The organism is Brevundimonas naejangsanensis, assembly GCF_000635915.2.
Lineage (GTDB): Bacteria > Pseudomonadota > Alphaproteobacteria > Caulobacterales > Caulobacteraceae > Brevundimonas > Brevundimonas sanguinis.
Map to the genome: position 1 here is coordinate 1,705,271 of NZ_CP015614.1, position 24,465 is coordinate 1,729,735.

19 protein-coding genes and 1 tRNA gene are annotated in these 24,465 nt (G+C 66.4%); 9 read left to right on the top strand and 11 right to left on the bottom strand.

The window, feature by feature from the left end; all coding sequences use genetic code 11:
- Positions 1-6: 6 nt before the first annotated feature.
- Positions 7-1,755, bottom strand: coding sequence for a gamma-glutamyltransferase (gene ggt / locus DA69_RS08080; RefSeq protein WP_025978247.1), 1,749 nt, complete (start codon positions 1,753-1,755; stop codon positions 7-9).
- Between the two features lie 369 nt (positions 1,756-2,124).
- Between ggt and DA69_RS08085 the strand changes: the two genes are divergently transcribed.
- Together DA69_RS08085 and DA69_RS08090 are read left to right on the top strand one after the other, a co-directional pair.
- Positions 2,125-5,181: a TonB-dependent receptor plug domain-containing protein gene (locus DA69_RS08085; protein ID WP_025978246.1), complete on the top strand. Its 3,057-nt coding sequence runs from the start codon at positions 2,125-2,127 to the stop codon at positions 5,179-5,181.
- A 77-nt stretch (positions 5,182-5,258) separates the two neighbouring features.
- The gene (locus DA69_RS08090; RefSeq protein WP_025978245.1) at positions 5,259-6,713 is read left to right on the top strand and encodes an amidohydrolase; all 1,455 of its coding nucleotides are present in this window, start codon (positions 5,259-5,261) and stop codon (positions 6,711-6,713) included.
- A 104-nt stretch (positions 6,714-6,817) separates the two neighbouring features.
- On the opposite strand, the gene DA69_RS08095 is transcribed toward DA69_RS08090, so the two are convergent.
- Entirely contained in the window at positions 6,818-9,136 is a 2,319-nt protein-coding gene (locus DA69_RS08095; protein ID WP_235599136.1) for a S9 family peptidase, read from the bottom strand.
- A 408-nt stretch (positions 9,137-9,544) separates the two neighbouring features.
- Between DA69_RS08095 and DA69_RS08100 the strand changes: the two genes are divergently transcribed.
- A complete protein-coding gene (locus tag DA69_RS08100) occupies positions 9,545-10,360 on the top strand; it encodes a ferredoxin--NADP reductase (protein WP_025978243.1) in 816 nt (271 codons plus the stop codon).
- Positions 10,361-10,364: 4 nt separating this feature from the next.
- Positions 10,365-10,697 (top strand): chorismate mutase, encoded by a 333-nt coding sequence (locus tag DA69_RS08105; RefSeq protein ID WP_025978242.1) that lies wholly within the window; start codon positions 10,365-10,367, stop codon positions 10,695-10,697.
- A 7-nt stretch (positions 10,698-10,704) separates the two neighbouring features.
- Here the strand turns inward: DA69_RS08105 and DA69_RS08110 are convergent, their stop codons facing one another.
- Together DA69_RS08110 and DA69_RS08115 are read right to left on the bottom strand one after the other, a co-directional pair.
- Positions 10,705-11,058 carry an Hpt domain-containing protein gene (locus DA69_RS08110; RefSeq protein ID WP_025978241.1) on the bottom strand — a complete coding sequence of 118 codons (354 nt, stop codon included), beginning with the start codon at positions 11,056-11,058 and terminating at the stop codon, positions 10,705-10,707.
- The gene (locus tag DA69_RS08115) at positions 11,059-12,474 is read right to left on the bottom strand and encodes an amino acid permease (protein ID WP_025978240.1); all 1,416 of its coding nucleotides are present in this window, start codon (positions 12,472-12,474) and stop codon (positions 11,059-11,061) included.
- 195 nt (positions 12,475-12,669) lie between these two features.
- Between DA69_RS08115 and DA69_RS08120 the strand changes: the two genes are divergently transcribed.
- Together DA69_RS08120 and DA69_RS08125 are read left to right on the top strand one after the other, a co-directional pair.
- A tRNA-Lys gene (locus tag DA69_RS08120) sits at positions 12,670-12,745 on the top strand.
- A gap of 86 nt (positions 12,746-12,831) precedes the next feature.
- Positions 12,832-14,046, top strand: coding sequence for a CaiB/BaiF CoA transferase family protein (locus tag DA69_RS08125; RefSeq protein ID WP_025978239.1), 1,215 nt, complete (start codon positions 12,832-12,834; stop codon positions 14,044-14,046).
- Between the two features lie 15 nt (positions 14,047-14,061).
- Here DA69_RS08125 and DA69_RS08130 read toward each other — a convergent pair whose 3' ends face one another.
- The 7 genes from DA69_RS08130 to cyoA form a co-directional block, all read right to left on the bottom strand.
- Positions 14,062-14,598 (bottom strand): response regulator transcription factor, encoded by a 537-nt coding sequence (locus DA69_RS08130; RefSeq protein WP_025978238.1) that lies wholly within the window; start codon positions 14,596-14,598, stop codon positions 14,062-14,064.
- A 23-nt stretch (positions 14,599-14,621) separates the two neighbouring features.
- On the bottom strand, positions 14,622-15,965 hold the full coding sequence (locus tag DA69_RS08135) for an ATP-binding protein (RefSeq protein ID WP_025978237.1): 1,344 nt from the start codon (positions 15,963-15,965) through the stop codon (positions 14,622-14,624).
- Positions 15,965-16,678 (bottom strand): SURF1 family protein, encoded by a 714-nt coding sequence (locus DA69_RS08140; RefSeq protein ID WP_035302630.1) that lies wholly within the window; start codon positions 16,676-16,678, stop codon positions 15,965-15,967. Before DA69_RS08140 ends, DA69_RS08135 begins: the two co-directional genes overlap by 1 nt.
- Before the next feature lie 79 nt (positions 16,679-16,757).
- Positions 16,758-17,141 carry a cytochrome o ubiquinol oxidase subunit IV gene (gene cyoD, locus DA69_RS08145; RefSeq protein ID WP_025978235.1) on the bottom strand — a complete coding sequence of 128 codons (384 nt, stop codon included), beginning with the start codon at positions 17,139-17,141 and terminating at the stop codon, positions 16,758-16,760.
- On the bottom strand, positions 17,138-17,782 hold the full coding sequence (gene cyoC, locus DA69_RS08150; RefSeq protein ID WP_025978234.1) for a cytochrome o ubiquinol oxidase subunit III: 645 nt from the start codon (positions 17,780-17,782) through the stop codon (positions 17,138-17,140). The genes cyoD and cyoC overlap by 4 nt, the downstream gene beginning before the upstream one ends.
- Before the next feature lie 4 nt (positions 17,783-17,786).
- The gene (gene cyoB / locus DA69_RS08155) at positions 17,787-19,799 is read right to left on the bottom strand and encodes a cytochrome o ubiquinol oxidase subunit I (RefSeq protein ID WP_025978233.1); all 2,013 of its coding nucleotides are present in this window, start codon (positions 19,797-19,799) and stop codon (positions 17,787-17,789) included.
- A 14-nt stretch (positions 19,800-19,813) separates the two neighbouring features.
- Complete coding sequence (cyoA, locus tag DA69_RS08160) at positions 19,814-21,049, bottom strand: ubiquinol oxidase subunit II (RefSeq protein ID WP_201105607.1); 1,236 nt, start codon at positions 21,047-21,049, stop codon at positions 19,814-19,816.
- Between the two features lie 147 nt (positions 21,050-21,196).
- On the opposite strand from cyoA, the gene DA69_RS08165 reads away from it, so the two are divergent.
- The 3 genes from DA69_RS08165 to DA69_RS14360 all read left to right on the top strand — a co-directional run bounded on the left by DA69_RS08165 (position 21,197) and on the right by DA69_RS14360 (position 24,461).
- On the top strand, positions 21,197-22,540 hold the full coding sequence (locus DA69_RS08165) for an MFS transporter (protein WP_025978232.1): 1,344 nt from the start codon (positions 21,197-21,199) through the stop codon (positions 22,538-22,540).
- Positions 22,541-22,772: 232 nt separating this feature from the next.
- The gene (locus DA69_RS08170) at positions 22,773-23,204 is read left to right on the top strand and encodes a hypothetical protein (RefSeq protein ID WP_025978231.1); all 432 of its coding nucleotides are present in this window, start codon (positions 22,773-22,775) and stop codon (positions 23,202-23,204) included.
- 648 nt (positions 23,205-23,852) lie between these two features.
- The gene (locus DA69_RS14360) at positions 23,853-24,461 is read left to right on the top strand and encodes a helix-turn-helix transcriptional regulator (protein WP_167349648.1); all 609 of its coding nucleotides are present in this window, start codon (positions 23,853-23,855) and stop codon (positions 24,459-24,461) included.
- Positions 24,462-24,465 lie beyond the last annotated feature (4 nt).

A 24,465-nucleotide genomic window follows, 5' to 3' on the forward strand; every position in this document is an offset into this window, starting at 1 on the left:
GTAGGCTTAGCGGACGCCCAGCGCCAGGGCGTCCGGACGGCGGGTGTCGGCGGCGCCCAGGAAACGATCGCCGTCGAGCATGATCGACTGGGTGCTGCCCATCGTCATGGACGGACGCACCGTGTGGCCGCGCTCGCGCAGCAGCCGCTCCACGTCGGGCGAGAAGCCGCCTTCCAGCTCCAGCGGGCTGTCGCCGCCGCCCTGATTCAGGCGCGGCCGCATGGCGGCTTCGGCCACGTTCAGCTGGTGGTCGATGACGTTGGAGACCAATTGCACCATCGTCGCGATGATATAGCCGCCGCCCGGCGTGCCGGTGACCAGCCACGGCTTGTCGTCCTTGAACACGATCATCGGCGTGATGGTCGAGCCCAGACGCTTGCCCGGCGCGGGCGAGTTCGGCTTGCCTTCCGTCCCCCAGTAGAAGTTGTCCAGGTGGTTGTTCAGCAGGATGCCCGTGCCGACCGGCGCGACGTGGGCGCCGTAGGAGTTCGACAGCGTATAGGTGTTCGACACCGCATTGCCGTAGGCGTCGGCCACCGAATAGTGGGTCGTGTCCTTGCTCTCGAACGGATAGGGATTGCCCTCCGGCACGTCAGCGGCCTTCAGCGTCCTGTCCAGCGAGATCAGCTTGACGCGCTCGGCGGCGAATTCCTTGCTGGCGAGGCCCTTGGCCGGGGTCGTCCACTGCGGCGCCCCGCCGATCAGGTTGCGATCGGACGAGGTGATCTTCATCGCCTCTGAGATCAGGTGCAGGCTGTCGACGCTGCCCCACCCCATCGCGCGCAGGTCGAAATGCTCCAGCAGGTTCAGCGCCTCGGCAACGCTGACGCCCGAGGCCGTCGGCGGCATGAAGGAGATGCGATGGCCGCGATAGCTGCCCCAGATCGGCTCTGACACATCGGCGCGATAGGCCGCCATGTCTTCCATCGTGATGACGCCGCCGCCGGCTTGGACGCCCGCCACGATCTGACGCGCCAGTTCGCCCTTGTAGAACTCGTCCGCGCCGCCGCGCGCCAGCTTGCGCAGGCTCTCGGCCAGCAGGGGCTGACGGAAGACTTCGCCCGCCCGATAGGCCGTGCCGTCGGCCTTCAGATAGGCTTCGCGCGCGCCCGGATCGGTCGCCAGGACGCGGGCGCGGCCGCCGGTGGCGTCAGCCTCGCCGTCCGACAGGACATAGCCGTCCTCGGCCAGGGCGATGGCCGGGGCCACCAGATCCGCCCAGGGCATGGAGCCGAAACGCTGGTGCGCCTCCCACAGGCCCATGACGGTGCCCGGCACCGCCACATTCTTGAAGCCCGACGGCTTGGAGCGGTCGAACTTGCCGTCCGGCCCCAGCAGCAGGTCAGGCGTCGTCGCCGCCGGGGCCGTGCCGTAATAGTTGATGGCGATGTCCTGGGCCGGACGATCCTGCGTGGCCGCCATGTGCACGACCATATAGCCCGAGCCGCCGATGTTGCCCGCGCGCGGCAGGGTCACCGCCTCGGCGAAGGCCACGGCGATGGCCGAATCCACGGCGTTGCCGCCCTGGCGCAGAATGTCGACGCCGACGCGGGTCGCCGGATCGCTCTGGCTGACCACCATGCCGCCGCGCCCCACAACGGGGCTGTGGATCTGGCCGTAGTTGACGATGTCGCCGCCGCTGCCGGTGGTCGGCCGAACCTGGACCGCCGCCTCCTGGGCGATCCCCGGCGCCGCCAGCAACATCAGGGCCGCCGCCGAAACAGCCGTCGCCGACTTCATCAAACGCAAACGCATAGAAAATCCCCGGCTCAAGTCCGCGCGTCGCTGAAGGCTGTCGCCCCCGCAATGCTTTCTCACAGGACAATATTATCAAGAACCCTAGCGATAGCATTGCCGAAAACCGCAGTTCAAGGACGAGGTTGAGTGATTATCACGCCCATTATTTGGGATATCGGCAATATTTTTCCGGCTAAGGTTGACGTATAGCACTGTGACCGCTTCAAGTCCGAACTGAGGCGATCTCTCCACGCTGCGCCCGATTTCGATTCGTCGATGCGGCGTGCGCCGGGACCGGCCTCTTCGACATACAGATCAGTCAGCGATGCGACCCCTGCCCAAAAACAGGAGCGCAGAACGATGACCACAACGGGGATGATTATTTCTATGAGCACTGTCTTGGCGCGTCGCACCATGCGAACGGCCCTGCTGGCCACCACCGCCTTGTTCGGCGCGACCGCCGCCTTCGCCCAGGAGGCGCAGGACGACGTCACTCAGGTCGAGGAGATCGTCGTCGTCGGCTCGCAGATCCGCGGCTCCAAGGTGACGGCCGCCCTGCCGGTGACCGTCGTCAGCGAAGACGACATCATCGCCGCCGCTCCGGCATCGGGCGACGACCTGTTCCGCTCCATCCCCCAGATGGGCGATGTGACCTTCAACTCCTCCTACCTGCCCTACACCTCGAACGCGGCGCGCGGCGACACCGGCTCGGTGAACCTGCGCAGCCTGGGCATCGGCAACACCCTGGTGCTGCTGAACGGCCGCCGCGTCGTCGGCCACCCGACGTCGCAGGCCAATGAGCACCTGGTGCCGGTCCTGACCTACAACACCAACGCCATTCCGGTGTCGGGCCTGAAGCGCATGGAAGTCCTGCGCGACGGCGCCGCCGCCATCTACGGCGCCGACGCCGTGGCCGGCGTGGTCAACACCGTCCTGCGCGACGACATGGACGGCCTGACCGTCTCGACCCAGTATGGCGGCGCCGAAGGCACCGGCATGCGCGAGCTGAACCTGTCGATCTATGGCGGCAAAGACATTCAGGAGGGTCGCGGCAACATCTCGGCCTTCTTCAACTACGACCACCGCGACGAGCTGAACACGCTCGATCAGGACTACACCGCCTCCAACGACCTGACCTCGCTGTTCGCCGGCACTGGCTTTGAGAACAACAGCAGCCTGAACGGCACCTCGCCGCTGACGCCCTGGGGCCGCTTCACGGTCAGCGGCTCGGGCGCCACGATCAACGGCAAGGCCTACAGCGGCTTCACCGTCCTGCCGGGCACGCACAAGGACTGCGTCACCGCCATCGGCGACGGCCTGTGCGTCATGAGCGGGGCCAACCTGCCGTCGGAGCTGAACACGGACATGGCCAAGCTGGGCCTGACGGTCATGCCTGAGGTCGACCGTTTCAACCTGTTCGTCACCGGCAAATACCGCATCAACGACGCCGTCGAGGCCTTCGGCGAGCTGGGCGGCTACTATGCTGAATCACAGGCCTGGCAGGAGCCGATCGCAACGGCCTCGGCCGTGCCCTTCATCATCCCCGGCACGAACTACTACAACCCGCTGGACGGCAATCAGAACCTGACCCTGACCGGCTATCGGTTCATGGACATGGGCCCGATCAGCGTCAATGTGGTCAACAAGCAGTACCGCATCCTGGGCGGCCTGCGCGGCGACTGGAACGGCTGGAACTGGGAAACCGCCCTGACCTGGTCGGAAGCGTCGGCCAAGGACGTGTCGGACAACATCTCCGCCACCAAGCTGCAGGAGTGGGCCGCCAAGTCGACCCCGGACGCCTACAACTTCTTCAACGGCGGGTCGCTGACCAACCCCAAGGTCGGTGACGACACCCTGTCGAACCAGGCGGCCCTGGACGGCATCCGCGTCGACATGGTCCGCAAGACCAAGACCGAACTGGGCATGTGGGACTTCCGCGTCTCGCGCCCCGACGTCTATCAGCTGCCCGCCGGTCCCGTCGGCGTCGCCGCCGGCATCGAGCTGCGCACCGAGACCCAGCTGGACGACCGCGACAGCCGCGTCGACGGCACGATCCGCTTCACCAACCTGCGCGGCGTCCAGTCTTCGGACCTGATCAACCAGTCGGAGAACCCGGACACCTACGGCGAGCGCGACGTCTTTTCGGCCTATGTCGAACTCGCCGCCCCGCTGATCTCGCCGGACATGGGCGTGCCGCTGGTCCACAACCTGGAAGTCCAGGTCGCTGGCCGCTTCGAGGAGTATTCGGACTTCGGTTCGGTCGCCAAGCCCAAGTTCGCCGCGGCCTGGGACATCGTCGACGGCTTCCGCATCCGCGGCTCGTGGGCCCAAGGCTTCCGCGCTCCGAACCTGGAGCAGATCAACGCCACCGTGATCACGCGCTCGAACACCAGCAACGACTGGATCTACTGCGAGGCCCTGCGCGTTCAGGGCGGCCTCAAGACCGCCACGGGCGCGATCGACAACACCCTGCGCGGCTGCGGCGCTTCGATGAGCTCCAGGGTCGCCGACGAGTTCAAGGCGAACTTCAGCCAGACCCACGCTCGCAAGTCGACGCAGGAGCGCCGCTCGGGCAACCCTGACCTGGCGCCGGAAGAGTCCGAAACCGTCTCGCTGGGCTTCGTCATCCAGCCGCGCTTCATCCCGGCTGAGTTCGGCGACTTCACCTTCACCGCCGACTGGTGGCAGGTGAAGCAGGAAGGCATGGTGGGCCTGTTCCGCGGTCAGAACGCTCTGACGCTGGACTACCTGCTGCGCAAGCAGGGCTCGTTCAACGAGAACGTCGTGCGCGCCGATCCGACCGCCGCCGACATCGCCATCTTCGCCGGCTCGGGCCTCGAGGCGGCGGGCGAAGTCCTCTACATTAAGGACGCCTACACCAACCAACAACCGCAAACGGTTGAGGGTCTGGACCTGGGCGTGATGTGGCGTCTGCGCGGCACCCAGTATGGCGACTTCAACGTCAATCTGAACGTCTCGCACCTGATCAAATACTATCTGGACATGGCGCCGGAGACCAAGATGCTGGCCGACGCCCAGGCTTCGGGTCAGCTGGACGAGGCCATCTTCCTGTCAGGTTCGTTCGGCGACATGATCGCCGACTTCGGTCGCCCGGAATGGAAGTGGTCGCTGTCGGCGACGTGGCGCAAGGACGACTGGACGGTCGGCGCCTTCACCCAGTACATCTCGTCGCTGTATGACGACAGCCTGACCAACTCGGCGGGCGATTACTGGACGGTGGACTCGACCATCACCGCCAACCTCTATGCGGAATACGCCTTCGACGGTTCGCGCTTCAGCGAGGCGCTGGCCGGCTCGGCCGTTCGCGTCGGCGTGCGCAACATCACCGACGAACAGCCCCCGCTGGCCAGCGGCGGTTATGTCGGTTCGGTGTACCAGCCCTACGGGCGCTACTGGTACGCCAGCTTCCGCAAGTCCTTCTGATCAGTCTCTGATTGGTTTCGGGGCGGTAGGCGATGACGCCTTCCGCCCCTTTTTTCTGTTTTGCTCACGGAGTTCCCATGAAGCCCGTTTCGATGCGCGTCCTCGCCCTCGCCGCCGCGATGACCAGCCTGCCCCTGGCCCCCGCCGTCGCCGCTGAACTGTCGCCCCAGGCCAGGGCCCAGATCACCTCGACCGTCGAGCGCAACCAGGCCGCCCTGGACCACGCCGCGCTGGAGATCTGGAAGTTCGCCGAGTTGGGCTATCAGGAGACCCAGAGCGCCGCCCTGCTGCAGGATCAGTTGCGCGACGCCGGCTTTGTCATCACTCCCGGCATCGCCAATGAGCCGACCGCCTTCCTGGCCAGCTTCAAGAACGGCGCCGGCCCGGTCATCGCCGTCCTGGCCGAATACGACGCCCTGCCTGGGCTGTCGCAGACCCTGAACCCTGTCCAGGAGTCCGCCGGCGGCCATGCGGGCCACGGCTGCGGCCACAACCTGTTCGGCGCCGCCTCGGTCCACGCCGCCATCGCCGTCAAGGACTGGATGGTCGCCAACAACATCAAGGGCGAGCTGCGCGTCTACGGCACCCCGGCCGAAGAAGGCGGCTCGGGCAAGGTCTACATGGTCCGCGACGGCCTGTTCGACGACGTCGACGTGTCGCTGCACTGGCACCCCGGCAATGTGAACTCGGCCCGCCAGGGCGACACCATGGCCAACGTCTCGGGCAAGTTCCGCTTCTACGGCACGGCGTCCCACGCCGCCGCCGCGCCCGACAAGGGCCGCTCGGCGCTGGATGGCGTCGAGGCCCTGAACTACATGGTCAACATGATGCGCGAGCACGTGCCGGACCGCACCCGCATCCACTACGCCATCACCGACGGCGGCAAGGCGCCCAACGTCGTCCCGGCCTATGCCGAGGCCTATTACTACGTCCGTCACAACAACCCGGAGATCGTCCGCTACGTGCTGGAGCGGGTGAAGAAGGCGGCGGACGGCGCGGCGCTGGGCACCGGCACCCGCGTCGAGTTCGAGGCCATCGGCGGCGTCTATTCCATGCTGCCCAATCAGGCCCTGATGACGGTCATGGACCGCAACCTGCGCCATGTCGGCGGCATCACCTGGACGCCTGAGGAAACCGCCCTGGCGACCGAGATCCAGAAGACCCTGACCTCCAAGCCGGACCTCGCCAGCGTCGGTCAGATCGAGGACGCCGTGATCGGCGGCGACTTCGGCGGCTCCACCGACGTGTCGGACGTGTCCTGGGTCACGCCTACGGTCGGCCTGTCGACGGCGACCTTCGTGCCCGGCTCTGCGGGCCACAGCTGGCAGAACGTGGTGGCGGCGGGCACGACCATCGGCCTGAAGGGCGCCCATCTGGCGGCCAAGACCCTGGCCCTGACCACCGCCGAGCTGTTCCAGAGCCCGGACACCATCGCCGCCGCCAAGGCCGAGTTCGAACAGCGTCGCGGCCCGAACTTCGAATACCGCGCCCTGCTGGGCGACCGCGCCCCGGCGCTGAACTATCGCGACTAAAATCGCCTGAGGCCGCCTTCTTCCCTTGCGGGAGAAGGCGGACGGATAAGGGGCTGCCGGGCGTCAGGCTCGGCAGCCCCTTTTTCATTCCGCCATAAAAAGCCTCAGTCCGCCTTTACGGGCGCCCGCGTTCCGATGGTGCGGTCCAGGAAGTCCAGGTAGGTCCGCCACTGGTGCAGCTGGCGATCATTGCCCCGGATGCCGTGGCGCTGGCCGGGATAGAGCATGGTCTCGAAGGGAATGCTCTTTTCCTGCAGGGCGTTCAGCACCCGCGTGGTGTTCTCGAAGATGACGTTGTCGTCGGCCATGCCGTGCATCAGCAGCAGACGGCCCGTCAGATTGTCGAAGCGCCCCAGCACGTCCGAGGCGGCGTAGCCCTCCACGTTCGCCTGCGGCGTCGACATATAGCGCTCGGTATAGGCCGTGTCGTACAGGCTCCACTCCGTCGGCGGCGCCCCCGCCAGCGCCGCAGCCAGCCCCATCTTCGGCTCGGTCAGGGCCATCAGGCTCATGAACCCGCCGTAGGACCAGCCCATCATGGCGATGCGGCCAGCGTCGACATAGGGCAGCGAGCGCAGATAGTCCGCGCCGATCACCTGATCCTCGATCTCGGGCTGGCCCATCTTCAGATAGAGGGCCTGTTTGAACGCGGCCGAACGGTCGCCCTCGCCCCGGTTGTCCAGACGGAAGACGATGTAGCCCGCCTCGGTCAGCAACTGCGTCGTCGCCCCCTGCCAGGCGTTCTTGACGCCGCCGCCCGACGGGCCGCCATAGACCTGCATAACGACCGGATACTGCTTCGACGGATCAAAGCCCGGCGGCGTGGTCATCTGCCACACCAGGGTCTGGCCGTGGCTCTGCAGGGTGCCGAACGTCGGCTTCTGCTGGCGCTCGGCGTAGGGCCAGAAGGGGTGGCCGGGCTGCAGCCTGTTCTCCTCGATCCAGCGCACGCGCTGGCCGTTGATCGAATACAGCGCCGACTGCGCCGGGGTGTTCACGTCGCTGTAGTTGCCGACATAGGCCGTGCCGGTGCCGTTGACCGTGGCGCTCCACCAGCCGCCGCGCGGCGTGACTTCGGTGGGGTTCAGCGTCCGCTTGTAGCTGGCGCGGAACAGCTGCTGCTCGATCGGGTATTCCTTGCCGTCGCGCATGGAGGCGGTGAAGAAGACCTCGCCGGTGTCCTGGTTGACCCCCGCCAGCGACTTGACCGGATAGTCGCCGCGCGTGATCGCGCGCAGGCGGCGGCCGTCCTTGGCGTAGAGATACAGGTGACGCCACCCGCTCTCTTCGCTGGACCAGATGAAGTTGCCATCCTTCAGCGCCTTGAAGTCGTGGGTGACGTTGACCCAGGCCTTCGAGGTCTGGCTGGCGATCACGCGGCTGGCGCCCGTGGCCGGATCGACGCTCAGCAGGTCCAGCCGCTTCTGGTCGCGCGACAGGCGCTGGACGTAGGCGACCGAGCCGTCCGCCGCCCAGTTCACCCGGCCCAGATAGATGTCGGTATCGGCGCCCAGGTCGACCTTGACCCGTTGGCCGCTCTGCACGTCCTGGACATAGAGCTCGACCACGGCGTTGGGCCGTCCGGCGCGGGGGTAGCGCTGCTGGGCCACCGAGGCCCCGCCGCCGGTGATGTCCAGACGCGGGATGACGTCGACCGTGCTCTCGTCCGTGCGCTGCAGGGCGATGTAGCGCTCGTCCGGGCTCCACCAATAGCCGGTGTCGCGGTCCAGCTCTTCCTGGGCGATGAACTCGGCCGTGGCCCAGGTGATCAGGTCCTTGCCGTCCGTGGTGATCGCCTGTTCGGCGCCCGTCTCAAGGTTGATCAGGACCAGATTCTGGTCGCGCACGAAGCTGACGAAGGCGCCCTTGGGCGAGACCTTGGCGTCGATCTCATCGGCCGTCGTCTCGGTCAGACGGCGCACCGAGCCGTCGGCGCGGTTGGCCAGGAAGACGTCGCCTTCCAGCGGCGCCAGGATGTAGCGGCCCTGCTCGTCCCACGAATATTCGACCACGCCGCGCTGGGAAATCCGCATCCGCTCGCGTCGCGCCTTCTCGGCCTCGGACAGTTCGCCCGCGTCGGGGACCAGGGCGCGGGCGTCGATCAGCTTGAACGGTTCGCCCCCCTTCACCGGCGCGGCCCACAGGTCCAGCACGTCCACGTCGTCCTCGCGCGAGCGCAGGAAGGCGACCAGTTCGCCGTCCGGCGACAGGCTGACGCCGCGCGCCACCGGCCCGGCCAGCGACGGATTGGAGAAGACCCTCTCGACCGTCAGGATCGAGGAGGCGGGCGCCGCAGCGGCGGGCGGCGTCGCGGGCTGCGGCGTGGATTGGGCGAAGGCCGACGTCGCAGCCATCAGGATCGTCGAAGCAAGGAGAAAAGTGCGCATGGCGGCGAAGCTAGAGCCGGAATCCTTCGTCGTCATCCCTTCTTTCGCCCTTCCCTGTTCATGTCGGACGGAGGCTCGCCCCGATCAGCCAGCCTACCCTGCCGCCTGTGCTAGCCTGCGCGCCGACCACGAGAGACACGACCGCCCGTTGCAGGGGATTTCAGACGAATTGGACTCTCTTTTTCCCTTCTCCCCTTGTGGGAGAAGGTGGCCCGTCAGGGCCGGATGAGGGGTGTCGGCGCGACGCTCGAACGTCACTCAAGACAGGTCCGCGTCCGTCCGGATATCGAAGCGTTCACACCCCTCATCCGTCAGGCTCCGCCTGCCACCTTCTCCCACAAGGGGAGAAGGATCTTGACGCACTGTCGCTCCCGGCTGCCTCAAGCAACAGAAGGATCGCCGCACCACCTTTCGCAATCGGCCTCGACCGCCTAGTTAGGCCCCATGTCTGACGCCTCCCTCGCCGCGCCGCCCGTCAAGGCCAGTCCGTTCCATGAGTTGGAAGTCCTGTGGGTCCGCCACTGGAACGACCAGTTGTTCAGCTTCGCCCTGAAACGGCCCGAGGATTTCCGCTTCCGTTCGGGCGAGTTCGTGATGATCGGCCTGCCGGGCGAAGACGGCGGCAAGCCCGTGCTGCGCGCCTATTCGATCGCGTCGCCCTTCTGGGCCGAGGAACTGGAGTTCTTCTCCATCAAGGTCGAGGACGGCCCTCTGACCTCGCGCCTGCAGAAGATCGTCGCGGGCGACAGCGTGCTGATGGGCAAGAAGCCGACCGGCACCCTGGTGCTGGACGCCCTGACCGGCGGCGAGCGCCTGTGGCTGATCGGCACCGGCACGGGCCTGGCGCCCTGGCTCTCGGTGGCGCGCGATCCGGAAACCTATTCGCGCTTCAAGCAGGTCATCGTCTGCCACACGGTGCGCAACGTCGCCGACCTGGCCTATCGCGACTTCTTCAGCCACGAGATCCACGACGACCCGCTGATCGGCGACGAGGCCAAGGCCCAGCTGACCTATTATCCGACCGTGACGCGCGAACGCTTCGAGACGCCGGGCCGCATCACCGACCGCATCAAGTCGGGCGACCTGTTCGCCGACCTGCAACTGCCCAGCGGCTTCTCGCCCAACAGCGACCGCGTCATGCTGTGCGGCTCGATGGCCATGATCAAGGAGACCGGCGAACTGCTGGAATCCCACGGCCTGAAAGAAGGCTCGAACGCCGAACCCGGCGACTATGTTCTGGAGCGCGCCTTTGTCGGCTGACCTGATGACCTCTCCCCGCACCGTCGCCATCGACGAGCGCAAGGCCCCGGAAGACTGCGTCACCATGGTCGACGTGCGTCAGGGCGTGGATGCGCTGGACCGCGCGCTGGTGACCCTGCTTGCCGAGCGTCAGCGCTATATGGACGCCGCCGCGCGCATCAAGCCGAACCGCGACGCCGTCTTCGATCAGGCCCGCATCGACGACGTGGTGGCCAAGGTCCTGGCGGCCGCTGGCCCCGCCGGCCTGTCGCCCGACATCGCCGAGCCGGTCTGGCGCCTGCTGATCGACCGCTGCATCGCCCACGAGTTCGGAACCTGGGACCAGACGCGGGTCTAGCCTCGCTTCAGCCCTTCAAACTCCTAAGCGCCAGCTCATGGCGATACGCCGCCACATCGGCCAGGGCCGCGTCCAGCGCCGTGCGCACCCGCTCCAGGCCCGCCGGGGCGGCGGCCTGTTCGCCATGCTCCACCTCGGCGCAGATCTCGGCCAGAGCCTTGGCCCCGATGCCGGCCCCCGCGCCGCGGATGGTGTGCACGGCGTCGCGCCAGCCTTCGCTGGAGGCGTCCAGCAGGGCCGACCACATGCGGGCCTGTTCAGCGAACAGGCCCAGCACTTCTTCCGTCACCTCATCCATGCCGCCGGTCATGGCTTCGAGGACGGTGAAATCCACCGCCCCCGACAGGTCGCGCCTGGCCATTTAACCCTCGGCCTCTTCGCCCTTGGCGAGGCGAGAGTTACGCGACGACCAGACCAGGTAGACGGCCAGGCCGAACAGGTTCCACAGCAGGAAATACAGCTGCGTCGAGCTCTTCAGGCTGAAGAAGAAGACGATGCAGCCGATGATGGCGACGCCGCCGACCAGCGGCCACAGCGGCGCCTTGAACTTGCGTTCGCGGTTCGGCTCGCGCACGCGCAGCACGATCAGGCTGATCCCCACGGCCATGAAGGCCATCAGGGTGCCGGCGTTGGCCAGCGACGCCAGTTCGTCCAGACGCATGATGCCCGCCAGGAAGGCGACGACGACGGCGGTGAAGATCGTCACCACGGTCGGCACGCCGCGATTGGAGATCTTGGCAAGGCGATTGGGCAGCAGACCGTCCCGGGCCATGCCCAGGAAGATGCGGCTCTGGCCGAACAGGAAGGCCAGCAGCACGGTCGGCAGGGCTACGACGGCGGCGGCGGCGATCCACTGGGCGGCGACGCCCTGGCCCAGGCCGCGCATGATGTGCGCCAGCGGCTCGGGGCTGTCGGCGAAGCTGGCGACCGGAGCGGCGCCGATCGCAGCGGCGGCGACGGCGATGTACAGGATGGTGCAGACCACCATCGAACCGACGATGCCGATGGCCAGGTCGCGCTCGGGCTTCTTGGTCTCCTCGGCCGCCGTGGCGATGGCGTCAAAGCCGTAGAAGGCGAAGAAGATGATGGCCGCCGCCGCCATGACGCCCGTCTGAACAAAGGGCGCGCCGAAGCCGTAGGGCATGAAGGGCGTGAAGTTGGCCGCGTCGAAGCGCGGCAGGGCGATGGCCACGAAGGCCACCAGGGCGGCGATCTTGATGACCACCAGCACGGCGTTCAGCGTCGCGCTCTCCCGCGTGCCCAGCAGCAGCAGGCCGGTCACGATGCCGATGATGAAGACCGCCGGCAGGTTGATCAGCCCGCCCTCGACGTGCGGACCGACGGTCAGGGCGAACGGCAGGTCGATCCCCAGCCCGGCCAGGAAGGGCGCGGCATAGCCGGACCAGCCCACGGCCACGGCCGAGACGACCAGGGAGTATTCAAGGATCAGGCTCCAGCCCACGACCCAGGCGAAGATCTCGCCCAGGGCGGCATAGGAGTAGGTATAGGCGCTGCCCGAGGCGGGCATGATCGTCGACAGCTCGGCATAGGCCAGGGCGGCGCAGGCGCACACCAGACCGGCCAGGGCGAAGCTGATCAGCACCGCCGGACCCGCCAGCCCCGCCCCGACCCCGATCAGAGTCAAGATGCCGGTGCCGACGATGGCGCCGACGCCCAGCGCCATAAGGTGCGGCCAGCTCAGGGTCTTTTTGAGCCCCGGCCCCGAACTCGGGGCCAGCATCGCGTCGATCGAGCGACGACGGTTCCAGAACGCCATAATCTTTACTCCCCCTCGCCGCGTCTTCCGGCGGCTGATTCAAGGCGCGACCTTAGCGCGCGTTGCAATCATGATAAAAGACGCATTTGACGCTTGCACAGCCCCATCGCTGCGAGTAATAGGAGCGCCCTTCGCCGAGGTTGTTCACAACGCAGCGAAGGGCCGGCGCCACACCAAGGGCGCAGACGACGGTACGGGTGATTAGCTCAGTTGGTAGAGCAGCTGACTCTTAATCAGCGGGTCCACAGTTCGAACCTGTGATCACCCACCATCGTCTCTTTAATTCCTTCATCGCTGAAGACAGCCGCCCAGGCGGCAGGCCATCCGACCGCCGCCGGTTTCTGCTAGAAGTCGCGCATGTCCGACCCCGTCTCGATTCCCGCCCCCGCCCCTGCTTCTTTTGGCCCGCTTCACGGCGTGCGGGTTCTGGACCTGTCGCGGGTGCTGGCGGGGCCGTGGGCGACGCAGACGCTGGCTGATCTGGGGGCCGAGGTCATCAAGATCGAGCGGCCCGGCGCCGGCGACGACACCCGCCATTGGGGCCCGCCCTTCACCACCACGGCCGACGGCGCGCCCGGCGACGCCGCCTATTTCCTGTGCGCCAACCGGGGCAAGAAGTCGGTCGAGCTGGACATCGCCAGCCCCGATGGCGCCGAGGCCGTGCGCCGTCTGGCCGCGACCTGCGACGTGGTGGTCGAGAACTTTAAGACCGGCGGGCTGAAGAAATACGGCCTCGACTACGCCGCGCTGACGGCGGTCAATCCGAGGCTGGTCTACTGCTCGATCACCGGCTTCGGACAGGACGGGCCGGATGCGCACCGGGCGGGCTATGACTATATGATCCAGGCCATGGGCGGGCTGATGTCCATCACCGGCCAGCCCGACGGCGCGCCGGGCGCCGAGCCGATGAAGGTCGGGGTGGCGGTCGTGGATCTGTTCACCGGCCTTTACGCCTCCAACGCTATCCTTGCCGCCCTGTGGCACGCCCGGGCGACCGGCGAGGGCCAGCACGTCGACATCGCCCTGTTCGACGTTCAGGCCGCCATGCTGGCCAATCAGGCGACAAACTGGTTCGTGTCCGGCAAGGCGCCGACGCGGATGGGCAACGCCCACCCCAATCTGGCCCCCTATCAGCCCTTCGCCTGTTCCGACGGGATGGTGATCATCGCCGTGGGCAACGACGGCCAGTTCCGCGCTCTGTGCGGCGCCCTGGGGCTGGAGGTCGAAGATCGGTTCGCCACCAACGCCCTGCGGGTCGCCGAGCGCGAGGCGCTGGGACCGCTGATCGCGGCGAAGACGGCGGGCTTCACCATGCAGGAGCTGATGCAGGCGCTGGAGGCGGCGGGCGTGCCCTGCGGGCCCGTCAACACCATCGATCAGGTGTTCGCCGAGCCTCAGGCCATCCATCGCGGCCTGACGGTCGAACAGACGCGGCCCGATCTGGCCGATCCGATCCGCACCGTCGCCTCGCCCATCCGCCTGTCGAAGACGCCGGTGCGATACGACGCCCCGCCGCCGAAGCTGGGGCAGGATACGGACGATGTGCTGGGGGCGTTGAAGGCCGAGGAATGAGCGGAAACCGAAGGGTCAGCTGACCTGCCGCTTCTCCAGCTTCCGCGCCAGGGTACGGCGGTGCATCCCCAGACGCCGTGCGGCCTCGGAGATGTTGAAATCGGTCTCGGCCAGAACCTCGTGAATACGCTCCCACTCCAGCGTCTTGATCGAGGTGGGGCGGGCGGTCAGGGGGGCGTCGGGGTCGCCCGCCGCGCGACCGAAGGCGGCCTCGATGTCGTCCGTGCCGGCAGGCTTGGCGAGGTAGTGGCGGGCCCCCAGCTTGATGGCCTCGACCGCCGTGGCGATGCTGGCGAAGCCGGTCAGAACCACGATCACCAGGTCGGGATCGAAGGCGTGCAAGGTCTGAACGCAGGTCAGGCCCGAGGCCGTTCCCAGCTTCAGGTCCACCACAGCGTAGTCTGGATGATGCGTCTTCAGCAGCTCGACCATCTGGTCGTGACTGTGGGCGGCCAGCACCTGATAGCCGCGCCGCTCAAACGAGCGCCGCAAGGTGCGGGAGAAGGACTCGTCGTCCTCGACGATCAGAAGCTGGCGGGGTTCGTCCGTCATTTCATGCCCTCTTTCCAGACTGCTTACTTCGGGGCCAGGGCGTCGATGGGCAAGGCCAGTCGCACCACGGCCCCGCCGCCGGTCGCGCCCGGACGGTTGGCGGCGACGACCGTGCCGCCCAGTTTGCGCACCACATTGACCAGCAGGAACAAGCCCAGCCCCGCCCCTGCCCGCGCCTTGGTCGACTGATAGGGCTGGCCCAGCTTTTCCAGAATGCCGGGCGCGAAACCGGGGCCGTCGTCCTCGAAGGCGATGAACAGGCCGTCGGCGTCGGCGACGGCCCGCACCTCCAGGTTTCGCGCGCCCGCCTCCTGCGCATTGTCCAGCAGGGCGCTGAACACCTGTTTCAGAGCCGGGTCGGCGATGATGGACGGATCGCGCGGCGTTGGACCGCTGAGGACGACCTGCATGGCGTCGCCGGGTCGGCTGGCGGACCACTCGTCGATGATCTCGCCAAGGAAGCCGCTGAGGGCGGTGACGGTCGGCGCCTCGCCGCGGGCCTCGCCCGCCGACATCAGGATGTTGGTGACGATGGATTTGCAGCGGTCGACCTCGGCCTGCATCTGTTCAATGTCGTGGCGCAGGTCATCGTCGCCTGTCAGGGCGGGCATGCGCCGCCAGTCGCTGAGGATCACGGACAGGGAGGCCAGCGGCGTGCCGAGTTCATGCGCTGCGCCCGAGGCCAGCAGCCCCATGCGGACGATGTGATCCTGTTCCGCCGCCTGCTGCCGCGCCTCGGCCAGATAGGCGTCGCGGGCGCGCACGTTCTGGCTGGTGCGGGTGACGAAGGCCACCAGCAGCACGGCGATCAGGATGAAGTTGATCAGGGCGCCTTGCTGGATCAGGCCCAGCCGCGCGTCAGCTCCGGCAGGCAGGTCCAGCGGCTGACGCCACACCGCCAGAAAGGCCAGGCAGGCGCCCGTCGCCAGCACGAAGCCCCAGGCGTAGACCGGTCGCAGCAGCACGGCCGCCAGCACCACCTGCATCAGGTAAAGGGCCGCGAAGGGATTGGTCGCGCCGCCGCTGAAGTAGAGAAGCCAGCTCAGCGCCGCCACGTCGACGCACAGGGCCAGCAGGATCTCCGGGTCGGTGACGATCTTGCGCCGCAGGGTCACCGGCGCGCTGACCAGATTCATCACCGCCAGGGCCGTCGGCGCGAGCAGCAGCGGCCCTAGCGGGACGCTGATCTTCAGACCCCAGTGGACGATGACGATGGTCGCCACCTGACCGATCACCGCCAGCCATCTCAGCTGGATCAGCAGCAGCATGTTGCGCCGCCCCGCCGCGCCCGGCGACACCGGCGTCTCGGCGTTGGCGTCCATGCCCAGAACGGTGCGGAAGAAGCGGTTCAAAGCCTCAGCTTGCATCAACGTCCCCCAGCCCTGCGGCGCCGCTCGTCGCGCAGCCACAGAACGGCGCCGCCCGCCGACATCAAGGCCAGACCGAACCAGGTCAGGGCGTAGACCAGATGGCTGTTGGCGAACCGCACCACCGTCAGACCGCCGCGCGGCCAGCCGCCGGGATTGGGCGTCGAGTCAGCATCTATGAAATAGGGCGCGACGGCCCCTTCCAGCCCCTTGGCCTGCGCGATCGCCGCCACGTCGCGCGAGAACCAGCGGTCGCCGGCCGGATCGTTGTCGCGCAGGAAGCCGCCCTTGGGCTCGCTGATGCGCAGCAGGCCAGTGACAGAGACCGGCCCCTCGACCTGCCCTTCCGCACGACTTTCGGGCGCCCCGCGCTCTGACGGGACGAAGCCTCGGTTGATCAGGACGGTGAAGCCGCGGGCGTCTTCCAGCGGCGTCACGACCCAGAAGCCCGGCCCCAGGTCCGCCACCGCCTTCACCCGCGCCTCGCGGTCATGCAGGAACCGGCCGCTGGCCGTGACGCGGCGGTACTGGTCCGCCTCGCGCGTCACCGCGTCGAAGCCTGCAGGCCCCGGCGCTGGAACGGGATCGGCATGAATGCGGCTGTCGACCTGACGGATCAGCTCCTGCTTCCACGCCAGGCGCTGGACCTGCCAGACGCCCAACGCGCAAAAGCCCGCGATCAGCACGGCGAAGACCGCCAGTCCCGCGATCATCCGGCGGCGTGACGCCGGACGGGCGGCAGGCTCAGGGGCCGACGATGACGTCAAGCGGCGTCTCCGCGTGAAAGCAGGCTCAGCCCATCCCCTGCATGTCGTGGACGGGCATCATGTTGGTGTTCAGGTGATACATGACCCAGACCGAACCGGCGACGGCGATGACCACGATCACCAGGGTGAAGATCAGCGCCAGCATGTTCCACCCGCCCTCGGACCTGTGGTTCATGTGCAGGAAGAAGATCATGTGCACCACGATCTGCACCACGGCGAAGCCGGTGATGATCAGACCCGTCAGCTGCGGCGCCAGCACCCCGGCCATGACCAGCCAGAAGGGAATGGCCGTCAGAACGACCGACAGGCCGAACCCGATCAGATAGCTTCTGTAGGTGCCATGATCATGGTCGTCGCCGTGGTGATCTTCGTGAGTCACGGCGTGCTCGTTGTGGGCTTCGGCGCTCATCGCAGCATCCCGAACAGATAGACGAAGGTGAAGACGCCGATCCAGATGACGTCCAGGAAGTGCCAGAACAGGCTCAGGCACATGAGGCGGCGGCGGTTGGCCGGGATCAGGCCCTTTTGCGCCACCTGCACCATCAGGGTGACCAACCAGATGCAGCCGAAGGTGACGTGCAGGCCGTGCGTGCCCACCAAGATGAAGAAGGCCGACAGGAAGCCGCTGCGTTGCGGCGTCGCGCCCAGGTGGATCATGTGGGCGAACTCATAGAGCTCGATGCCCAGGAAGCAGAGGCCGAACAGGCCGGTGATCGCCAGCCAGGCTTGCGTCTGCGCGACCTTGTTGCGGTACATCGCCAGCATGGCGAAGCCGTAGGTGATCGACGAGAACAGCAGCATCGACGTGTTCAGCGCCACCAGCGGCAGGTCGAACAGATCCTTGGGCGCCGGGCCGGCCGCATAGTTGCCGCCCAGCACGGCGTAGACGGCGAACAGGATCGCGAAGATGAGGCAGTCGCTCATCAGATACATCCAGAAGCCCAGCATAGTGCTGTGGCCCTCGGGATGATGCGGCTCCTCGACCGGGTGGAAGATCGGCCGCCCGGCCTCGTCGATGTAGTCGGAGTGGATGGAAGGTGCGCGGCTCATCGGATCACCCCTGCGTCGCTGCGGCGGCCGTCAGGGCCTGGGTGCGCGCATCCTCGGTCGCCTGAACCGTCTCGGCCGGGATGTAGTAGTCGCGCCTGTAGTTGAAGGTGTGGAAGATGGCGTAGCCGATCAGGGCCGCGAAGCCCGCCGCCGCCAGCCACCAGATGTACCAGATCAGGGCGAAGCCGACGATCAGCGACAGCGCCGACAGGATGAATCCTGCGCCCGTATTGGCGGGCATGTGGATCGCCTTGAAGCCCTCGACCGGACGCTCATACCCGCGCGCCTTCATGTCCCACCAGGCGTCGCCGTCGTGAATGATCGGCGTCTTGGCGAAGTTGTAGTCAGCCGGCGGAGACGACGTCGCCCACTCCAGCGTGCGGCCGTTCCACGGGTCGCCCGTCTCGTCGCGCAGCTTGTCGCGGTTGATGATGCTGACGGCGAACTGGATCAGCATGGCCAGGATGCCGACGGCGATGATCGCCACGCCCACGCCCGCAACGATGAACCAGATCTGATAGGCCGGGTCGTCGAAGACCCGCATCCGCCGCGTCACGCCCATGAAGCCCAGGACGTACAGCGGCATGAAGGCCATCCAGAAGCCGACCACCCAGCACCAGAAGCTGACCAGGCCCCACTTCTTGTCCAGCTTGAAGCCGAAGGCCTTGGGCCACCAGTAGTTGATGGCGGCGAACAGGCCGAACAGCACCCCGCCGATGATGACGTTGTGGAAGTGGGCGATCAGGAACAGGGAGTTGTGCAGCACGAAGTCCGCCGGCGGCACCGCCAGCATGACTCCCGTCATGCCGCCGATCACAAAGGTCAGCATGAAGGCGACCGTCCACATCATCGGCAACTCAAACCGGATGCGGCCGCGGTACATGGTGAACAGCCAGTTGAACAGTTTGGCCCCGGTCGGGATCGAGATGATCATCGTCGTGATCCCGAAGAAGGAGTTCACGGACGCGCCCGAGCCCATGGTGAAGAAGTGGTGCAGCCACACCAGATAGGACAGGATCGTGATGACCACCGTCGCATAGACCATCGAGGTGTAGCCAAAGAGCTTCTTGCCTGAGAAGGTCGAGGTGACTTCGGAAAACACGCCGAACAGCGGCAGGATCAGGATGTAGACCTCGGGGTGGCCCCAGATCCAGATCAGGTTCACGTACATCATCGGGTTGCCGCCGAAGTCGTTCGTGAAGAAGTTGGTGCCGATGTAGCGGTCAGCCGACAGCAGGACCAGCGTCGCCGTCAGGATCGGGAAGGACGCCACGATCAGGATATTGGCGCACAGCGAGGTCCAGGTGAAGACCGGCATCTTCATCAGGCCCATGCCCGGCGCGCGCATCTTCACGATGGTCGCGATCAGGTTGATGCCGGATAAGGTGGTCCCTACCCCCGCGATCTGCAGCGCCCAGATGTAATAGTCGACGCCGACGCCGGGGCTGTAGCCGATGCCCGACAGCGGCGGATAGGCCAGCCAGCCGGTGCGGGCGAACTCGCCGATGAACAGCGAGGCCATGACCAGCACGGCCCCCATCGTGGTCATCCAGAAGCTGAAGTTGTTCAGGAAGGGGAAGGAGACGTCGCGCGCCCCGATCTGCAACGGCACCAGATAGTTCATCAAGCCGGTGATCATGGGCATGGCCACGAAGAAGATCATGATCACGCCGTGGGCGGTGAAGATCTGATCATAGTGGTGGGCGTTGAGGTAGCCCTCGGACCCGCCGAACGCCATGGCCTGCTGCAGGCGCATCATGACCGCATCGGCGAAGCCGCGCAGGAACATGATCAGCCCAAGGATCATGTACATGATCCCGATCTTCTTGTGGTCCACGGTGGTGAACCACTCCTTCCAGAGATAGCCCCACAGCTTGTAGCGGGTGATCAGGGCCAGAACCCCCAGGCCGCCGATGACGACGACGGCGAAGGTGGCGACCAGGATGGGCTCGTGGAACGGAAGCGACTCCCAGTTCAACCGGCCCAGAAGCGGCGATGTGGAATGTTCGACAGTCATGATCGTTCAGACGCTCAGGATTGCGACGCCGCGGGCGCGGAGAAGAGGGAGGCGAAACGCTCGCCCGGTTGGGATCGGCCGGGGCGCTCCAGCCCCTGGCCCATGACGCGGTTCAGCGGGGTGTCGCGGGCGATGTCCTCGCCGAAGGCCTGACGGCGACGGGCGGCCTCGACAGCGGCGGCCTCGGCCTCCAGCGGGGTGCAGATCGTCAGCACATAGGACTCGCCCGCGCCGAAGACGGCGTCGCCGCGACGGGCGTATTTGTCATAGACCAGCGGCAGGGTGTTCTTGACCGCCGTCAGGCCCAGACCGCCCTTGCGGTCGATGTCCATCATCTCGCCCATGCACATCTTGCCCGGCTCGACGCACATGTTGACCACGGCGTCGAACAGGCGGTCGTCGACCGAGGCGTAGTGGATGACGGGAACCTTCTCGCTGGGCTTCTCCAGCTCCAGATAGGTCTCGCGGTCCAGACCCTGACCGGCGGCGCGAACGCCCGCGACCCACTGATCGAAGCCCGCTTCATCCAGCCCGTGGAAGGCGAAGCGCATGTTGGAGAAGCCGTCGCCCGAATAGTTGGCCGAGAAGCCGACGTATTCGCCCGGGCGGTTGATCACGGCGTGCAGCTTCGTCTCCATGCCCGGCATCGCGTAGATCTGACCGGCCAGGGCCGGGATGTAGAAGGAGTTCATCACCCCGGTCGAGGTGATGTGGAAACGGATCGGCCGGTCGACCGGCGCCGCCAGCTCGTTCACTGTGGCGATGCCGTATTCGGGGTAGATGAACAGCCATTTCCAGTCCATCGCCACCACCTCGACCTGCAGCGGGCGATGCTCCTCGGCCACGGCCTGCCCTTTGGCGATGCGGTCCAGCGGCCGATACGGGTCCAGCAGGTGCGTCCCGGCCCAGGTGATGGCGCCCAGGCAGATGATGATCAGCAGCGGCGCCGCCCAGATCACCAGCTCCAGATGGGTCGAGTGGTCCCAGTCCGGCTCGTAGCGGGCTTCCTTGTTCGATTCCCGATACTTCCAGGCGAAGAAGACGGTCAGGATCATCACCGGAATGATGATGATCAGCATCAACACCACGGACATGACCAGCAGATCGCGCTGCTGTGCGGCGATGTCGCCGGCGGGCGCCAGCACCACGGCCTGACAGGCCGGCAGCATGGCCAGAAGGGGCAACAGCAACAGGGGGCGCAGTCGGCGCACGGCGGCTCCAGTCGAGGTTTGAGACAAGGGCTCGGTCATCGTCCTGCCCCCGTAAACCCCACCTCCGGAGTGCGACATTGGACAATCTGCCCTATCCCCTCTGCGATCCGAGGGGAGCAAAGGGACGCTTTAGCCATTCTATGATCGCGGGCGTGTACGCGCCCCGGTGCAGGGAGCCTCATGGTCATGAACGCAGCCAGCGGCGCGCCTTCTTCAGAGCCCCTTGAACGGGACGCCAGCCGGATCAACGCGCGAGACGGCAAAATCGACGCGGGCGAAATCGCCATCGGCGTCATCATCGGCCGAACGTCCGAGTTTTTCGACTTCTTCGTCTACGCCATCGCCTCGGTCGTGGTGTTTCCGCAGCTGGTGTTTCCCTATGCGGGGCCGCTGGGCGGGACGTTGCTGTCCTTCGCCGTCTTCGCCGTGGCCTTCATCGCCCGGCCCTTCGGCACGGCCCTGTTCATCGCCATCGACCGGCGCTTCGGGCGTGGCACAAAGCTGACCATCGCCCTGTTCCTGCTGGGCCTGTCCACCGTCTGCCTGGGCTTCCTGCCGAGCCATGCCCAGGTCGGCCACTGGGCGGCCGCCATGCTGATCGCCCTGCGGATCGGTCAGGGCGTCGCCCTGGGCGGAGCCTGGGACGGCATGGCCTCCCTGCTGTCGGTGAGCGCCCCTGAAAAGCGCCGTGGCTGGTACGCCATGGTCCCGCAGCTGGGCGCCCCGATCGGCCTGATCGTGGCCAGCGCCCTGTTCGCCTACTTCCTCAGCAAGCTGTCGGCCGCCGACTTCATGGACTGGGGCTGGCGCTACCCGTTCTTCGTCGCCTTCGCCATCAACGTCGTGGCCCTGTTCGCACGGCTGCGCATCGTGGTCACGCCGACGTTCCAAGCGGCGTTCGAGACGCTGGAGCTGCACCCCGCGCCCGTCGGCAAGGCGGTGCGCGAAGAAGGCGGCAAGATCGTCATCGGCGCCTTCGCTCCCCTGGCCAGCTTCGCCATGTTCCACATGGTGACGGTGTTCCCGCTGTCGTGGGTCTTCCTCTACACCGACGAGGCGCCCAGCCGCTTCCTGATCATCGAACTGATCGGCGCCGTCTTCGGCCTGTTCGCCATTCTGGCCTCGGGTTGGCTGGCCGACCGCTACGGCCGCCGCGCCCTGCTGGCGGCCACGGCGGCGGGCATCGCGGCCTTCTCGGGCTTCGCGCCCCAGCTTCTGGACGGCGGCCCCACGGGCGAGCTGACCTATATGATCCTGGGCTTCATCCTGCTGGGCCTGTCGTTCGGCCAGGCCTCGGGCGCGGTGGCCTCCAGCTTCAGCCTGAAGAACCGCTACACCGCCTCGGCCCTGACCTCGGACCTGGCGTGGCTGTTCGGCGCAGGCTTCGCCCCGCTGGCGGCGCTGGCCCTGTCGGGCAAGTTCGGCCTGGTGGCGGGCGGCGCCTATCTGCTGTCAGGCGCGATCTGCACCCTTCTGGCCCTGTGGCTCAACCGCGAACTGGCCAAGGGCCGCGCGGGAGCCAGGACCTGATGAACGGCGGGGGCGGGCGCGGCGCCCCTTGATCAACGCGCCACTGAAGCGCGCGAGGTTCATGCCTTCCCGGCCCGGTCACGTCTCCTTCCTCCCCTTGCTCCTCGCGGCGCACCGAATGGTTATCGTCTATTCACGATAGGATTTAAGCCCCCGCTAAGCCTGTCTGATCGCGTGACGTTAAGAGCGGCCCCGTTATCGTCACCTCGAGATCAAGGGTGATGAGGACGTCATGACCAAGCTGATGCCGGCAAAACGCCGTACGCTTCTGGCGATCGCCGCCGGCCTGACGGTCGTGACGGCCCCGCAGGTCGCGTCCGCCGGCCCCACGGCGGGCGGCTCCTATCAGTTGCGCGCTACCGTGCCGGTAGCCTGCTGGGTGCGCCCGAACACCGCCCTCATGGCGGAGACCGGCCGCATGGGCTCAGTGATCGAGGCCTGCAACAGCCCCGGCGGCTTCACGGTCTCGGCCCAGTACCGCCCGCTGGCGGAAAACGAGAAGGCTCGGATCATCTACGGCGACCGTTCGCTGGACCTGGCCAAGACCGGGATACTGGAACTGCGCCGCTCCAACATGGCGACCATCCGCACCGTTGATTATCGCTTCGATCACGTGCAACTGGACGAACCGCTGATTCTGGCCCTGACCATCCAGCCGATCTGAGGCGGCATTCTAGAACCACCAAGCGATGATCGCAGCGACCGCAATTGGAGCGACGTCGGTGTAAGCGAGCCTGCCTACCGCTGTCGATACGAAAGAAGGCTGATGGCTCCTGCGATTGCAACACTCCGGAATGATGGGGTACATGCGATGCGACGCGTTTGGGACGGTAGGGTCGTCGCCGCGCGCCAACAGCCCTCAGAGCGTCGCCGTCATAGGCGGCGCGGACGGAGGCAGTTCCTAAATCAAATCGGCTGCAACCGGCGCTTTGCCGCGCTAGCCAGGCGGAACAGTGAAGGCGACCAGCCGATCTCGACCGTTGACTGGCCCGTGCAGATTGTTGGTCGGGCCGCAACGTGATGAGCTAGCCGCTGACTGCCCCTTTTCCCGCTCGTCGCCGACGGGGGTGTATTAGCCCAGGTCCAATCCGAGCATGAGCTCGGCGAGTTCTCTGGGATGTGGGGGAACCAGCTCGGCCCCTAGAGCCGGAACGTGTTAAAATCCTCCGTTGGGGTCGTAGCTTCTGCCCTGCCACGGCTTTCATTGAAACGTCGTGCGATTTTTTAAGTAATGACGTTGATCGGCGAGCAATGTAATATGTCCTGTACACCGGGGTGTACAGGACATTTGATTGTCGACGGAGGAAACGGGGTGGGCCTGCACAACACGGCAAAGGCGCGTCCATTTGTCTTTGGATTGATTAAAGAAAACGACTGTTCTGAAGCTTGGAGCAAGAGTTGCAGCCGTGCGGCGATGATCATCACGCCCAGTCTCCACCTTTTGTGGTGCAATGAAGAAGGGCGGCGGCTTCTCGACATCGACCAAGATCTTGGAGAAGTCGGGAGTCGACTAAGTTTTTCTCAGCGCACCGGTGTTTTCGCCTTCGCCGCCTTTCTGGAGAACCTAGGCGAGGAGCCACGGGCCTGGGTCCTGGCGCGGCGCGACGGCGGCGGAAACTGCCTGATCATACGGGCTGTGCGGATCACGCTTGGCGACGCCGACGCGTTCATCCTCGCCTTCAGCGACACGGCAGGGTCGCGCCAACTATGGGCCGACTTCGGTCCCGCGCTCGACCTGACGTCGGCCGAGACCACCCTGCTGAAGCGGCTTGTCGACGGCGCGACGGTGACCGAAGCCGCGCGCGACCTCGGCGTGAGCCTGGAAACAGCCCGGACGCACGTCAAGCGGGCCTACGCCAAGCTGGGCGTCAGCAGTCGCGAAGAGATGTTCGCAAAGATATCGCCCTTCCGCATGTCCTGATCTG